General features: G+C 37.1%; 15 protein-coding genes and 1 tRNA gene. 9 read left to right on the top strand and 7 right to left on the bottom strand.

Annotated features, from left to right (window positions below):
• From Q0X89_RS03290 to Q0X89_RS03280, 3 genes are all read right to left on the bottom strand, one after another.
• Positions 1–503 (bottom strand): DUF5777 family beta-barrel protein (locus tag Q0X89_RS03290; protein ID WP_297691181.1); only part of this gene is annotated, 503 nt, incomplete at its 3' end.
• A gap of 15 nt (positions 504–518) precedes the next feature.
• The gene (locus Q0X89_RS03285) at positions 519–899 is read right to left on the bottom strand and encodes a hypothetical protein (protein WP_297691180.1); all 381 of its coding nucleotides are present in this window, start codon (positions 897–899) and stop codon (positions 519–521) included.
• A gap of 144 nt (positions 900–1043) precedes the next feature.
• Positions 1044–1928 carry a hypothetical protein gene (locus tag Q0X89_RS03280; RefSeq protein WP_297691179.1) on the bottom strand — a complete coding sequence of 295 codons (885 nt, stop codon included), beginning with the start codon at positions 1926–1928 and terminating at the stop codon, positions 1044–1046.
• Between the two features lie 591 nt (positions 1929–2519).
• Between Q0X89_RS03280 and Q0X89_RS03275 the strand changes: the two genes are divergently transcribed.
• From Q0X89_RS03275 to Q0X89_RS03250, 6 genes are all read left to right on the top strand, one after another.
• Positions 2520–2593 (top strand) — tRNA-Pro (locus Q0X89_RS03275).
• A gap of 216 nt (positions 2594–2809) precedes the next feature.
• Positions 2810–4069 carry a site-specific integrase gene (locus Q0X89_RS03270; RefSeq protein WP_297691178.1) on the top strand — a complete coding sequence of 420 codons (1260 nt, stop codon included), beginning with the start codon at positions 2810–2812 and terminating at the stop codon, positions 4067–4069.
• A 316-nt stretch (positions 4070–4385) separates the two neighbouring features.
• The gene (locus Q0X89_RS03265) at positions 4386–4949 is read left to right on the top strand and encodes a BfmA/BtgA family mobilization protein (protein ID WP_297691177.1); all 564 of its coding nucleotides are present in this window, start codon (positions 4386–4388) and stop codon (positions 4947–4949) included.
• A gap of 222 nt (positions 4950–5171) precedes the next feature.
• Positions 5172–6890, top strand: a complete 1719-nt coding sequence (locus tag Q0X89_RS03260; RefSeq protein ID WP_297691176.1) for a hypothetical protein — start codon at positions 5172–5174, stop codon at positions 6888–6890.
• Positions 6891–6907: 17 nt separating this feature from the next.
• Complete coding sequence (locus tag Q0X89_RS03255) at positions 6908–8386, top strand: mannitol dehydrogenase family protein (protein ID WP_297691175.1); 1479 nt, start codon at positions 6908–6910, stop codon at positions 8384–8386.
• Between the two features lie 163 nt (positions 8387–8549).
• Entirely contained in the window at positions 8550–9623 is a 1074-nt protein-coding gene (locus Q0X89_RS03250) for a Fic family protein (RefSeq protein WP_297691174.1), read from the top strand.
• A gap of 567 nt (positions 9624–10190) precedes the next feature.
• Here Q0X89_RS03250 and Q0X89_RS03245 read toward each other — a convergent pair.
• On the bottom strand, positions 10191–10925 hold the full coding sequence (locus Q0X89_RS03245; protein ID WP_297691173.1) for an NAD(P)-dependent oxidoreductase: 735 nt from the start codon (positions 10923–10925) through the stop codon (positions 10191–10193).
• Between the two features lie 127 nt (positions 10926–11052).
• Positions 11053–11736 (bottom strand): DUF4386 domain-containing protein, encoded by a 684-nt coding sequence (locus tag Q0X89_RS03240; protein ID WP_297691172.1) that lies wholly within the window; start codon positions 11734–11736, stop codon positions 11053–11055.
• 337 nt (positions 11737–12073) lie between these two features.
• Here Q0X89_RS03240 and Q0X89_RS03235 point away from each other — a divergent pair, with 337 nt between their 5' ends.
• Positions 12074–12529 carry a helix-turn-helix domain-containing protein gene (locus Q0X89_RS03235; RefSeq protein ID WP_297691171.1) on the top strand — a complete coding sequence of 152 codons (456 nt, stop codon included), beginning with the start codon at positions 12074–12076 and terminating at the stop codon, positions 12527–12529.
• Positions 12519–13082 carry a PIN domain-containing protein gene (locus Q0X89_RS03230; RefSeq protein WP_297691170.1) on the top strand — a complete coding sequence of 188 codons (564 nt, stop codon included), beginning with the start codon at positions 12519–12521 and terminating at the stop codon, positions 13080–13082. The genes Q0X89_RS03235 and Q0X89_RS03230 overlap by 11 nt, the downstream gene beginning before the upstream one ends.
• Positions 13083–13298: 216 nt before the next feature.
• On the opposite strand, the gene Q0X89_RS03225 is transcribed toward Q0X89_RS03230, so the two are convergent.
• A complete protein-coding gene (locus tag Q0X89_RS03225) occupies positions 13299–14093 on the bottom strand; it encodes a cation transporter (protein ID WP_297691169.1) in 795 nt (264 codons plus the stop codon).
• Positions 14094–14290: 197 nt separating this feature from the next.
• On the opposite strand from Q0X89_RS03225, the gene Q0X89_RS03220 reads away from it, so the two are divergent.
• Positions 14291–14719 carry a hypothetical protein gene (locus tag Q0X89_RS03220; protein WP_297691168.1) on the top strand — a complete coding sequence of 143 codons (429 nt, stop codon included), beginning with the start codon at positions 14291–14293 and terminating at the stop codon, positions 14717–14719.
• A gap of 149 nt (positions 14720–14868) precedes the next feature.
• Here Q0X89_RS03220 and Q0X89_RS03215 read toward each other — a convergent pair whose 3' ends face one another.
• Complete coding sequence (locus tag Q0X89_RS03215; RefSeq protein ID WP_297691167.1) at positions 14869–15384, bottom strand: DUF4199 domain-containing protein; 516 nt, start codon at positions 15382–15384, stop codon at positions 14869–14871.
• Positions 15385–15585: the final 201 nt, after the last annotated feature.

The following is a 15585-nucleotide window of genomic DNA, read 5'->3' as shown; positions in this document are numbered from 1 at the left end:
AAGCCGGGGGTAAACCTCTTGGCTATGATAACCTGATGAAAAAAGGAATAGCGATCCTGAGTCCTGACAAAATTGTCTGATGTCCTGGCATCGATGGTGAAATTACCATAGTAAGATACACTTACCGGCATTTCATTACCACGGGTTTGTCTTAAGAGTGCCACTTTCCAGTTAAAATCCTGCAAGCGATCAAATTTGGTAGTTCCAAATCCGAGTGTTAATCTGTCATGAACCGCATATGAAACGCCTATTCTAATATTAGATGGCGCCCATATCCCAATCAAATCGTTCGTTCCACCATTAATTGTTCCAAACCTGTGCGCCATTTGTATCTCCATAGTGTTTTTGCTGTAGAGCACATTTGTTGGGTTATCGATGATCCAGGCACTTTCAAATGCCGCTCTTTCCAGTTTTACAGGAACGGTATCTTTAACTTTTTCCTGAGCGAAGATCAAGAAGGGGCTAAATAAAAATACATAAAGGATTATTTTATAGTTTTTCATTTTTCATGTTTTTATTTAGTTATTCTCAGCCCCCTGGTCTATCCAGCCTTTTATTAACGCAATTTCATCTACATCCAAAGTAAAACCGGGATCAGGCTGATGCCCTATACCTGGTAGTTTTTGATACAATTCAGAATTCTCGGCATCTCCTGCGATAACATAGTCAGGTACAATTGCGTTATAGGAATTGCCTTCTCGCAGATCGGGATTTGCGATAGTAGTGTTATGGCAGCCAATGCAGTTCGCGGTAAATATGGGTTGTATGTCATCTTGAAATGAAACTATCTGATCCTCCGGTATTTCTGGAATCTCTTCTATATATAGTTCATCATAATAACATGAAAAACACATTAAACTTAGACTGCTAACCAGAGCTAATCGAAATAGTTTTTTCATTTTATTGTTGTTATTTAACCGGCCTTTTGCTCTCACATATATTCCTTTTTTTAGAAAAGTATAATGAGTATCGGAAGAACCGGGGAAAACCTTCATTATATTTTGCCATCTGATTTTTGCCAAAGCATAATGAAGATCCCACTATTAATTTTGTAAAGCTTCAATAGAATTTTTAAGCAATGCCCTTGTATAGGCAGGGTTATGTACCCCTTTACTTTGATCTTCAAGTAAGGTCCTGTAATTCCATGCGGCTTGTGCTAATTTAGCGGAATACGTTCCGGGAACATAATATCCATCCACGTCGAACATATTATTGGCAGCTAAAAGGGCTTCTAAAGTGGCCATATCCGCAGAGAATCCATTAATTTCATCCGGAGCTCCGGCGGGATGGCAAGTGATACAAGCTTCATCTTTTGGAATCCAGGAATGTAATCCCTGGCTAATATCAGAAGATTCTCCCATATGACAATTTACACAGGAAGATCCTGTTCTGTGTGTGGCGGATCCCACACCTGGGTAAGGTTCAGAACCAGCAATATTGGCTCCCATGATTCCTTCGAGCATTGTAGATTGTGGTCCATGGTGAGGACCAAACCTTTTGGACGTAATTTCATAATCTCCCGTACTCGATGGGATCTCATAGCTGTTTCTTGGTTGGTGACATGTAATACAGTTGTTACTGGCGTTACCAAAATCAATCACGGTAGCTGAATCAATAACCAGGGTTACCGCATTGAAATTTCGTAATGCATAATCGTAACCGTCATTTTCAAAATCGAAGCTGCTGTGTTTGTCATGACATGTTGTACAGTATAATGGAGAAGCGTTGGGATATGGGTTAATAGTATCATACACTGCAAAACCCAGAGAATCAACACCAATTAATTCTAAGGTATATTCCTTAACTGACCCAGTAGATATATAATCTACATACCCCTCTTCAGAGTGGCATTGTGCACAATCTGCTCTCGGAGCAGCAAAACTAACAAAGCCTGTGCCGTGTTTTGATAATTCCCAGGAAGCAAACAAAGGATCTCTGTTTTCGTTTGAGTGGCAACTAACACAAGAGGCAGTACCATCAACCCCGTCAACCCCATCAATTCCGTCAATACCATCAATACCATTTGCTCCATCTGCCCCCGGAGGACCGGAGGACCTAGAGCGTCACTGGTACATTGAACACACAGTAAAGCTGATGCAAAAACCATCAGATAACCTAATAATTTTAAATTTTTCATAAGACTGTCTATTTAACCGGTTTATTAATCTTCTGTTAAAATTATGACCGGAACTTTACTTAAATTATGATAAATATCATATTTTTAAAAAGTTAAAAATCTGAATATCAATGTGTTATTAACAAGTGTCAATTTTTAATAATCTTTTGAGCGCAACTAAGGTTACAAACTTATATATATTTAGACATCAAATAATGGTTAGACAGAACAGGTCATTTAAAATAAACTTTGTTATTTTTGCGGTCTTATTTTCGGGATGTGGTTTGTTCCCGCCGGTGGCGGGACAGGCTGGTAGCGTAAGCCGCCAAACGCCGGAGTGGTCGCAGGCCCTGAAGAATATAGGATTTGAATTAAAAATGAAGAATTAGAAAACTAATAGAATCGGGATGTGGCGCAGTCTGGTAGCGTACACGGCTGGGGGCCGTGTGGTCGCAGGTTCAAATCCTGTCATCCCGACTTAACACTTTTAAGTGGTATCAAAGTACTGTTAATCTATTGATTTTCAGTACTTTTTATTTTTTGTGATATCATATAATATCATCTGAAATCATATAAATCGTGTGCGTAACGGGATAATTCTCGGCACATATATTGTTGTAACTTTAAGTAGCTTTTGAAGGTATTTTGCTTTCGTCTTTACCAACCTATAGTATTAATTTAAAGACGTATAACATGCACAACAACAGTAGATTATCAGTATTATTCTTTACCAGAAAACACAGAAAAATTTCCGAGAATGTAATCCTTTATGTTCGCATTACATCTAATGGAACAATCAAAGAAATGAGCTTAAATCGGGATATCCCTCGTGTGCTTTGGGACAATAATAAGAAGAGAGGAAGGGGATATTCCCAAAATATCCAGTCGCTCAATAAATACCTTGACCAAGTATATACCAAAATTCATGAGTGTCATAGACAACTCTTATATGAGAATCAGCTTGTAACTGCTTCCTCTATACGTGCAAAGTACTTGGGAGAAGATGAAGATGGTAAAACATTGCTTGAATTAATCAAATATCATAATTCCAATATGCATACTTCATTAAAAAAAGGAACTATGAAGAATTATGGTATCACTGAACGTAACATCAAAAGTTTTATGAAAAGTGATTACGGTATTGAAGATATAAAGCTGAGGAAACTGAACTATCGATTTATAGTAGACTTTGAGCAGTACTTAAGAAGGTATAAACCAACAACCAGAACCCAATGTGGAAATAACGGAGCCATGAAACACATGGAACGTTTAAAGAAGATGTCCCGATTAGCAGTACGGTTGGAGTGGATAGACAAAGACCCCTTTATTAATTACAAGCTACGATTCGAAAAAACAGAACGACAGTTTTTAACTGAGAGGGAATTGGAGCTAATAAAGGAAATGGACTTCACACAAAAGAGTACCCAACGAATTAAAGACATTTTTCTATTCGCTTGCTATACGGGGTTATCCTATATTGATGTTAAAGAGCTAAATTCTGACCATTTAGTAAGAGGGATAGATGGTAATGAATGGTTATACACCAAGCGTACCAAGACCGATGAACCTCTGAAAATTCCCTTACTACCTCAAGCCAAAGAGATTATTGAAAAGTATGCGGATGAGCATGATATCATTGAAGCTGGAAGGTTAGTACCCATTTACAGTAATCATATGATAAATCGAACCTTGAAAGAAATCATCAAGGTTTGTGGAATTCGAAAGAATATAACGTTTCATGTGGCACGTCATACGTTTGCCACCGCCATTACACTTTCCAATGGAGTTCCTATTGAAACCGTATCGAAACTATTAGGTCATTCAAAACTATCAACTACTCAAATTTATGCTAAGGTTGTTGAAAAGAAAGTAGGAGAGGATATGCAGAATTTAATGAATCATTACAAGGCGAAGAAGAATCAAAATAGCGAAGCCCCCAAATCCTTACCCTAACTTTTGCGCATGGTTCCTGTTGGGTTTTTGTAGCGTCCCGAAAGGTAAGCCTGCCTGTCGGCAGACAGGCGTGAAGCAAAAATCCGATAGGGCGCAACCTACTTTTTTGAATGAAAAGTGCCCTTTTAAGGTTTACAAAATTTAGTAGCGAAGCGGATAAGGTTTGTAAAGCAAGAGGGTAACGCGCTAAAGCGATGTTACGGATTACAAACCATTGATTTTCAATTAATTGAAAATATAGTGCGATTATTTTTTGCGTCAAAAACACAGTAAAAACCCTGTGAGACCCTATAAACGTTGAAAAAATTTACTGTAAATGGAATTGAAAAAGAAGAAAAAAAGCGATTTCTCGGCCATAAGCATCAATCGGATAGTTGCCGGAAGATATCGGGAATTCTCAAAGAAAATTTCCAAGTCGCATACCCTGACTTTGCAACTGATGATGGACTTCTTTGAAGGGGCAAACATCTCACCGAAGAACAAATATTTGATGAACTATATGGGTTCTGAACATCGGCTGAGCAAAAGGCTGGATTATTTGGAAGAACTACTTCGTAATTGGGAAAAGAATAGCGGCATTCCAAAAATTCATGATATGCTCAAAAAGGTATTCGACTTCGCAGAACAAGAAGGGAAAAACAGTCGAAAGGATTTAGAGTTACAGCAAAAAATGTATGACCAATCCTTGAAAAGGGACAAGGCGACCCAATACGATAATTATATGCTCAAAGAGAACTGGAAAAAGGAGCGTAAACAGATTTTGAAATTATTGGACCGAATCACATTGGAAAAATCCCGATTTGGAAAATCGTTCTATAAAATTGAAATCGAAGAAAGCGATTTGGAAAGTTTGAAACAGGATTTGAATAAAGAGCTTTGATTTACCTCGCAAAAAGATAGGATGAAGCTTGGTAAGGATTTGGGACTTGCAGCACGAAACTTTGTTTCGCTCGCTTCTGCTTAGTGTCCCATAAGTTTTACCGTCTAAGTATCTGGTTAAAACCTAATTATTAATCCAAAGTCGCCTTTATTTCTCTATCTTTCACGATAAGTTTGAGAATTTACTTCTTTAAGTTTTCTAAATAAAACCACCAAACACGATATGAAGAATTCGAGTAACTTTTCGAAATTGGAACAAATGCAGGAAGAACAACTGCCAGTTCCAAAACATAAACTTCACGACTGGACTCATTTTGCAGGGCTATATGCGGCCGAACATGTGGCAGCAACCGAGTTTGTAATAGGAGCCACCTTTGTTGCCCTAGGTGCAAAGACCATGGATATAGTCATCGGTCTGCTTATTGGAAACATTTTGGCCGTATTAAGCTGGACTTTGATTACTTCTCCGATTGCCGTTGACACCCGATTAAGCCTTTATACCTATCTCAAAAAAATTGCAGGCAAGAAAATGTCATACCTGTACGATTGGGCCAATGTGCTCATATTCACGGTAATTTCTGCTGCAATGGTAACGGTCTCGGCGACTGCTGTGCGATTCGCCTTTGATATTCCTGCGCAGCTGAATTGGTATCCCACAAACTTTTGGTTCATATTAATTGTTTTCTTGGTCGGCATGGTTGTAGTCTATGTCGCCATCTATGGTTTTAACGCCGTTTCTGATTTTTCAGGGATATGTGCACCATGGCTATTTACTATGTTTACTAGCGGTGCATTGGTCTTGCTTCCTGCTCTTTCGTTAAGTGTTTTGGAGAAACCACTTCCTGGTAGCTGGTCTGAATTTGTGGATATTGGGAATCTCTCCATATGGACGGGAATAAATAGTGATGGGGAAAGCGGTATAGGATTAGTCGAGGTTATCGGTTTTGGATGGGCTGCAAATACCATTACACATTTTGGCTTGATTGATATGGCATTATTGCGATTCGCAAAGAAGAAATCCTACGGACTGGCAACAAGTACGGGAATGCTATTTGGTCATTATATTGCATGGATTGCCGCTGGAATTATGGGTGCTGGTGCTGCCGTGATTTTAGGGAAGACCATTGTTGAGCTTGACCCCGGTGATGTGGCTTACTATGCATTAGGATGGTCAGGGTTTGTGATTGTTATTGTGGCAGGATGGACAACGGCCATCACCAATCTCTATCGGGCAGGATTGGCGGCACAAGCCATATTTTCCAGTTTCTCCCGTCGAAAGACCACCATGGTGGTGGGAATTGCAATGGTTATCATTGCCTGTTTTCCCTTTGTATTCTCCCAGATACTTCCCTTGTTGACCTATGCTGGCCTATTGGTGGTTCCTGTCGGAGCTATTGTGTTTGCTGAACATCAATTGTTTCCCAGAATCGGATATACACGTTATTGGTCAAAGTATCAAGACTATCTGACCAGCATACCCGCCGTTGCTTCTTGGGGATTGGGTTTGGTATTCGGTTTTGGTCTAAACTTTTTAGATGTGATGTCATTCTATTATCTGTTTATTCCAACATGGTTCTTCACCATTGTTTTATATACGTTTCTGGCGGGTCGTTATGGTGCCAAAAAAACATATCCAGAAGCAGAAGCCAAGGAAAAAGAGTTCGATGAACTGGTTGATGAGTACCACGAAAAATTGGCCGCTGAAGAACCAACCCCGCCAACGGACAATTCTTTATTTACAAAAACATTAAAAGTCGTAGCAGTGACTGCTTTGTCAATTACTTTGATATTGGCGGCAAAGGTTTTGTTTGGCAGTGCTACGGAAAAGGACTATCTCGTCAACAGGGAAACCTTTTATTTCTATGGATTTGTCTGTACGGTTACCTATTTCGTTACTGCGTATTGGGCAATGAAAAGGAACAAGGTGAAAATTGGATCTTAATCTGTAGAAAAGTAAAGATGGAATTAAATCAGAAAAATCTAGACAATCTTTCAAATCGAATTTCCTGTCCTGAATATGACAGAAAATCATTAGCAACAGGAATTGTCCATATTGGGGTTGGTGGTTTTCATCGTTCGCATCAGGCCTACTACATTCATCGATTGTTACAAAAAAATGATGCCCATAATTGGGCAATCTGTGGTGTGGGTCTACGGGAAGGAGACCGTAACATGTATAATGTCTTAATAGAACAGGATGGCCTTTATACCTTGGTCACCCAGCACCCCAATGGGAACATTGAAAATGAAATTATCGGTTCTATTACAGAGTTTCTATTGGCGGTTGATGACCCTCAAGCCGTTATCGATAAATTGGCAAGTGAAACCACTGAAATTATTTCCTTGACCATCACCGAAGGGGGATATAATTTTAATCCATCAACCGGAGCGTTCGATTTTGAAAATCCTGAAATACAACATGAACTGAGAAATCCGAATGAACCCAAAACGGTTTACGGTTATTTGACCGTAGCACTTAAAAAAAGACGTGCCAACGGATTACCACCATTTACAATCATGTCCTGCGATAATATTCAGCACAATGGAAATGTCGCCCGTAAAATGGTATTGGCTTTCGCAAAAAAACAAGACCCTCAATTAGCTAGTTGGATAGAAAAAGAAGTTAGCTTTCCGAATAGTATGGTTGACAGAATTACTCCAGTGACTGCAAAGGAGATAATGGACTATCTAAAAAATGAATATGATTTCCAGGATAAATGGCCTGTAGTATGTGAGCCTTTTATCCAATGGGTTGTTGAGGACAATTTTTCAAATGTTAGACCGCAACTTGAAAATGTAGGGGTACAGTTCGTTCCTGATGTGACGCCTTACGAAAAAATGAAGATTCGGTTACTAAATGCAGGGCATTCTGTATTGGGTATTACGGGGGCAATATATGGGCACCCGACCATTGATGCATGTATGCGTGATGAAGTGTTTGCAAAGTTTATGCGAGTCTTTATGGATAAGGAAGTCACTCCAATTTTGGGTTCCATAGAAGGAATCGATATAGAGGAATACAAAGACAACTTAGCAATTCGTTTCGGCAATCCCAATATTAAGGATAGCGTTAGTAGAATCTGTTCAGAAAGTTCGGCAAAACTTCCAAAATTCTTGGTTCCGACACTGATGGAAAATTTGGAGCAGGATGGCAGCATTAAATTTGCAACATTTATACTTGCTGCATGGTGCTATTATTCTGACAAAAGAATCGATAAAGATGGAAGGCCTATTGAAATAATTGATGCTATGGCCGAACAACTTCATGAAGCAGCCAGAGAAACCACCACAGATCCTTTGGCATTTCTAGAGCAAGAATCCCTTTTTGGTAATCTTATCAACAACGAGCGATTTACTGAGTTGTACAGCGAAATGATTGGGAAAATCTATTGGGACTCCAATATCAAAAAATATATGCGGGATGTTCTTGGTGAGTAGTCCATTAGAACCAACGGTTCTTAGGACTGGAATTTGGGGCACTATACTTTATTTTCAACGGTTTTTGATACAAATTTAATTATGTCGATAAAATTACAATTTTTCGACATATATTTGTATTATGTCGATGTTGTCGACATAGTTGTATTTATATGTCGAAATCATGTATAATCCAAACGAACCTTATAACGATTTACCTTTACTACCCCCAAAAGTAGAACTTGAAACCAAAAAAGTTTTAAAGCAAGCTATTGCGGCTACGCGGGTATTGGCAGAGCTAAAGGGTAGGGCTGATGAAATACCCAACCAATCAATGCTTATCAATGCAATTACCTTGCAGGAAGCAAAAGATAGTTCCGAAATTGAGAATATCGTAACCACCCAAGATAATTTATACCAAGCTTTTACTACCAATACCAGCACCACCGATGCACAGACCAAAGAAGTATTGCGATATCGGCAAGCTTTATGGGAAGGTTACAATAACTTAGATAAAAGACCTTTATCTACAAATACCTTCATTTCTATAGTTCAGACTATCAAAGAGAATAATGCCCGTATTCGTAAAACAACTGGAACAAGAATAACCAGTGGTAATAAAACAATTTACACGCCACCCGAAGGGGAGAAGGTCATCAGGGACTTGCTGAAAAATTTAGAGGACTTTGTACACTCAGAAAATGGTATTGATGATTTGGTACAATTGGCGGTAATGCACTATCAATTCGAGGCTATTCACCCATTCCCAGATGGAAACGGAAGAACAGGAAGGGTTTTAAATATTCTGTACTTGGTGGAAAAAGGTTTATTGGATGCACCAATTTTGTATTTAAGCAAATATATAATTGAGAATAAAAATCAGTATTACGCAAAGTTAAGAGCTGTTACCGAGAAACAAGATTGGGAAGGATGGATTTTGTATATGCTAAAAGGTATTGAAGAAACGGCCAAATATACTCTTGAAAAAATAAATACTATCAATACCTTGATGGATAAGACCATTACTTTGGCAAAAGAAAAATTGCCTTCTCGGGTTTATTCCAAGGAATTAATAGAATTGCTTTTTGAACAACCCTATTGCAAAGTGAAATTTTTGGTTGATAAAGGTATTGCCAAGCGTCAAACCGCAGCTGAATATTTACAAGAATTAGAAAAAATAGGTATTTTAAAATCTCAAAAAGTAGGAGTTGAGAATTTGTTTTTGAATGTGAGTTTATTTGAGATACTTAAGAATTAATAATATTTAGATGAAAACAAATCGTATTGATTTTCTGCCTATTTTTATAGTGGTAAAAACGCATAAAATTTACCTTTAAAAGTTATTATTTAGTAAACGTGTTCTTATTAGGAAACGACATTAAATAACAGTATTTAAAATATTGATAATCAGATACTTGAAATAGTTAAGTGGATGCTGTCATCCCGACAAGCAGAAAGCCTGAAAATCGTAAGATTTTCGGGCTTTATCATTTTAAAGCGTTGACCATGTATGGTCATAAGCGCTAAAATGAAAATAGCCAGGAATGGATATGCCATTTCAGGCTTTCTATTTCCAGCGGAAAATGTAATTAGGATTATCCAAATCCTGATTTACCATATACTCTTCAGCTGCTAAAATGAAAATAGCCAGGAATGGCTAAGCCATTTCAGGCTTTCTATTTCCAGTGGAAAATGTAATTAGGATTATCCAAATCCTGATTAAATACTAGCTATGGCGTCCATTTATTCTGCTGTTTATGAACGGGTTGTTTAAAATGCGTTTTAACGCATTTTTACACATTGTTGTAGGCTGTTTATTTTACTATTAACTATTCTTTTGAGCAGTCTTATATATTACGGGCATTTGTCCTTTCCATTTATTCCATAAGTCATTTTCTGTAATTAGCTTAGCCATAAAATGACCAACATTAATTCTGCTTACAGTTCCGGCATCAAAAATCGCACTTCTTGTTGGCGAGGGATAAACCTCGTATTCTGTGACCCTGTCTTCGTTTACTAAACCATCTGGACGAACAGCTACCCACTCAATTAAATTATTTTTTTGACCAACCTTAGTTCGTAAATAATCGGCAGCTTTTTCATTATCCACATGCGGAGGCAACAATAATCTAAGTAATGCTATTACAAATCTTTGACCTATTGAAATGGGTTCATTTAAGTCTCTGTTACGGTTTCCAGAAGTGTTCATCAATACAATTTTCACTGGTTTATCAGGTGCATTCTTTTTAATTGCATTACAGAGGAGGATGACGGCGTCTGTAACTAGTTTTCGAGGTTTTCCATATAACCCTTTCCAATTCATATTATGACCTAAACATGAAGCGACTGCATTACAATCTTGAATGTATTCGGCCATTTCATCTTCGGTAATATCTGATATGCTAGCTTGGATGATGGACAGTTGGTTGTTGGTTTTCCATGAATCAGGTAATTTTTCAGGTGAACGGACAATAACCTTTACTTTTTGCTCGAAATTTAGCAGTTGCTCCACTAAATGTTTTCCGGTTGCGCCTGTTGCGCCAACTACTAATGTCGTCATATTGTATTTTAATTAATTCTTTGAAATAAAAGTTCTAATCTAATAGCCTACAATGGTCTAATATATAAGTCCTTTTCATAGGATACGTTGTTGTGCGTTCGTTATTCTTATCTGGAAGATCACCCATTTAGATAATGTTTTCATCAGAGTGTTTAGGAATCTTAACGCCCTTGATTAATAACCATATCATAAAAACCAACTCTCCCCAGCCTAAGAATAGGCTAAAGGTAACTTCGAAATCAGGAGAAAGAATTTTGCCCAAATAATCTATTAAGTAACTTAATCCTGCCAACATGAGCAACAGGCCAATAATTCTGGGTTTATACTTTGATTTCCAAAATAAGTAGCCAAGTAGAGCGAGATGAAACCCAAAAAATATTAGTCCAAAGTTCCAATCATTTTGAAAAGAATCAATTGACAACATCACTTCGGTAGCTAATTCATTCAAATCGCTTAAATAATCGGCTTGACCAATTAGATGTAAAATGTCGGTATAATTAAGTAATGCTATTCCTAATATCACGGTATAGACCAGTCTGAACCAAGCCACTAGTAACGAGATACTTTGACTTATTGATTTAAAATAAAAATAAAGAGCCCATGCTACAATCAAGTCACATAGGAGTACGATAAAAAGGCCGAAAATTCCAGCACGGAATAACAATTCATTTGATTGAATATTGCTTATGGTTTGAGCTTCATTTTCAGGTTCAATAAGCTTCTGAAAAACGAGATAATCAGAAAGAAGCCATGAAATGGTCATAATCAGCAACCCAATGCCAGCGAACAATGATGCTTTTTTTAATGACATAATACTATTTGATAATTTTCACTGTGTTTAATAATGACGCACAACGGTAACGGCTATGGCAAGTAGGGCAGGCAAGGAAACTTTTCGTTTCCGTCTGCACTCGTAGCCAGAGCTTTTTGTTTTGTAATTATTTTTTCTTTTTTAATTGCCAATTCCAAAAGATTTGGCGGACTTAGCAAACACGCCCAAGCCTTTAAATATAAGACTTTATGCCCTATTTGCTATAGCCATTGTTGGCATTAGTTTTATTTCCACACGATAAATTTAACTATTCCTTACAACATCGTTTCGTTTATTTCGTTTAAGTTTGTGTTAAACCTTAACAACTAATACTAAAATGGAACATTACAAGAACATAAAAAGGCCATCTAAAGAGGAGCAGATTACAGCGATGAAATCTTATAATGCTCTCGCTGCTACATTGGAACAACTGACTTCTAAAAATCCAGAAATTGAGATAGAAGAAACTGAGGAAAAGATAAAGATTCCTCTTAAAGCCCTTAAGCTTTTAGCGAAAATTTTAAAAGCAACTAGTGAAGGGAAGCCAATTTCCCTAGTCCCAATGGCCACAGAAATGACTACTCAGTCAGCTGCTGAATTTTTGGGATGCTCCCGTCCACATTTAGTTAAATTACTAGAAGAAGGTAAAATCCCATTTGCTAAAGTTGGTAAGCACAGAAGGGTTAAGTTTGAGGATGTTGTTAATTATAAGAATGAGATGAAAGCCAATCAAGAGCAGATTTTGATGGATATAATGAAGTCAGATGAAGAATTAGGGCTATATGATTCATAGTGTCCGATTTACGTGTGTTTTAGACACGAATATTATTTATCCAATTGAGATTAGGGATTTGTTGTTTTGGTTTGCTCACTATGAATTGTTTACACCGAAATGGAGCAATCATATTTTTGATGAATGGGAAAAAGTGATGAAAGAAAAAGGAGTAAGTGAGGAGCAAATCAAGAAGCGAACAAATATGGCCAATTTGGCTTTTCCAGATGCACTTGTTTCGAATTACGAGCCTCTGATTGAAACTTTGACCCTTCCTGATTTAAAGGATAGACATGTTATGGCCGCAGCCATAAAGACCAACGCCAATGTCATTGTTACTAATAATCTTAAAGATTTTCCTGAAGAGTATTTGGCCACTTTCGGATTGTCCGTAAAATCAGCTGACGATTTTATTACCGACATAATTGATTTAAACCATGACAAAGCTGTTGAAGCGTTTCGAAAATTGGTTTTGAATAGAAGAAATCCTGATTTAGATGAATTTGAGGTTTTGGATATTTTAAGAAAAAATGGTCTGAAAGATTCCGCAGATTATCTACATTCCTTGATTTGACAAATTAATGCCAACGGTCTCGACTATGAGTAGTTGCGTGTCCCGATAGCTATCGGGATAGCACTTAACTTAGCAAGCCTGCTGCCGGCAGGCAGGTACACAACAAGCTGAAAATCCGCGACTCGCTCACCGAAGCTCTGCGAAGGTGGGAGGATTTTCAGAAGTAGGCAAGAACAAGCAATTACTTATAGCCATTGTCTTGGTTAGTGTTTTTATTTATTTACTTAATTTCAATATTCTAAATGCTCCTTGAATTACCAAAACAAAAACGATTGTTCCGATAATTAAGTCAGGTTTATTTGAGTTCAACCAATTGACCAAAACTCCTGCTGTTATTACTCCCAAATTTATTATCACGTCATTTGAAGTGAAAATCATACTCGCTTTCATATGAGCCTCTTCTTTACTCTTTGACTTTTGTAAAATGTAAAGACAAATTCCGTTTGCGATAAGTGCCAAAATCGAAACGATTATCATTGTCGAGAAGTCAGGTAATTTTTCTGCACCGAAAAATCTTCTCAATACTTCTACAAATCCAATAACCGCAAGAGTAATTTGAAAATATCCAGCAAGTTTGGCAATCCACTTTTTTCTTGTCAAAGTTCCGCCAACCGCAAACAGACTGATTCCATAAACAAAACTGTCTGCCAGCATATCTAAACTGTCTGCAACCAATCCCATTGAATTTGAAATTAGTCCAGTTGTCATTTCGATTAGGAAAAAAGCAAAGTTTATGCCGAGTACTGTCCAGAGTAGTTTTTTCTGGTTTGAGTTTTCATGAAATACCGTTTGCTCGGTTTGTTCAGTTGAGATTTTCTTTCCCCCTAAATTCAGTTCTAGAACAGACTTTTCGATTTGGTCAATTTCTCCGCTGTGAAAAACGGTCAATTTTCGGTTGGGAATGTCAAAGTCCAAATTTGCAATACTTGAGATTCCGTCCAGTTTCATGCGGATTAGATTTTCCTCTGAAGGACAGTCCATTTTGGTAATCTCAAATATCGTTTTGTTCATTTAATTTTCCGGTTTTTGGACATTAACCACAACATGTTGGCTATGATTTCGTCACGCCTTGGCGTGATGAATTATAGCCCTTATTGTGCATAGTTGTTTTGTGAAGATTAAGACTGATTACGATGATTTGGCAATATATTGTACATTTTGTCAATTTATATTGTACATTATATCAATTATTTAAAAAAGTAATAAAGATGAAAAAAATAACTGGAATAGCTGTTGCATTAGTGTTAATTGTTATTTATGCTTTTGCCCCGTACAATGAAGCTAAAACTCAAAATACTACAGAAACAAAGCAAGTTTATGCCATTCATGAAATAGAACTTAAAGCAGAAACAGATACGGAAAAATTTGAATCGTTAGTTTTGAATAAAATCGCACCAATATATGACAAGATGGAAGGACAAAAGTTGATTTTGGTAAAAGGTGATAGGGGTATACGTGCCGGTAAATATTCAATTCTATTAACTTTTACAAGCATAGAAGACCGAGACCGAATATATCCTCCTTCAGGGGAAATGGAAGCCGATTTTGGTGATCAGGCGATCTGGAATAAGTTTGATACAATGGTAGTAGATGGATTGGGAAAAACACATACCGACTATGTGAAAGTCATTCAATAAATTGAGACATAAAAATCACTGGTGTATCGATCAAATTCAATTTTAAAAGTACTATCCATTTATATATTTATCAACTAACCACAACGGTTTGTGTATGAAGCGTAGTGGCTAATAGCCAATATGATTTTATATACGTTGTTTGCCTTTCCTTATGTACTCTTTTTGATTGATTTTTTCTTATTCGTAAACACAAATATTATGGAAACGATTATACCAATAACAAACTGTGGTATTGCATAGGAAATCAACGAGCTGGTAAACATCGGAAGTATTTCATACGATTTCCGGAAACTATTTATTTGTTGTTCTATTTCATTGGCAGCTACGTTGGATTCTTGTAAAGAAATTGTCCAAGTTTTCGAAACGGTATCCACCCAGGATGGATCTAAATAGCGGGTGTATATGAACATATACGTCTGAAAAATCAATCTTGAAATAAGAACAATCCCAATAATGACTAAAATGGCATTTAGAAAGTTAAGTTTTATCTCTTTACGATTCCTCAATTCAGTTAGACTTAAGATTGAGAAAACTATTACCAATATATAAGTCAACAATACAAACCAATTTGTCAATCCTAAACCTAGCCACGTGAGTATCTGAGTTCCGAGTGCTACAGAAACACCCAATAAAATTCCCCATTTTAATATTGTCTTTAGTCGCATAATTATTTCATTTTATTGATATTTTTTGCTGAATTGGTTTTAGACAATTTTCCTTATATAGATCCAAACTTAGTCATTTTATGGCTGGTCATAATGAAGGCTAACGTTAAAGCTATGATTACGGTGCGGGAAATCCAATAGGATTTTCTATCCGGAATCGAGCTGGTTAAAATTAGGGATTTTCTCTTTGACAAAGGCCAG

The sequence above is a fragment of the uncultured Eudoraea sp. genome (genome assembly GCF_947258525.1).
Taxonomy (GTDB): domain Bacteria; phylum Bacteroidota; class Bacteroidia; order Flavobacteriales; family Flavobacteriaceae; genus Eudoraea.
This window is presented reverse-complemented; position numbering and strand designations above follow the sequence as displayed.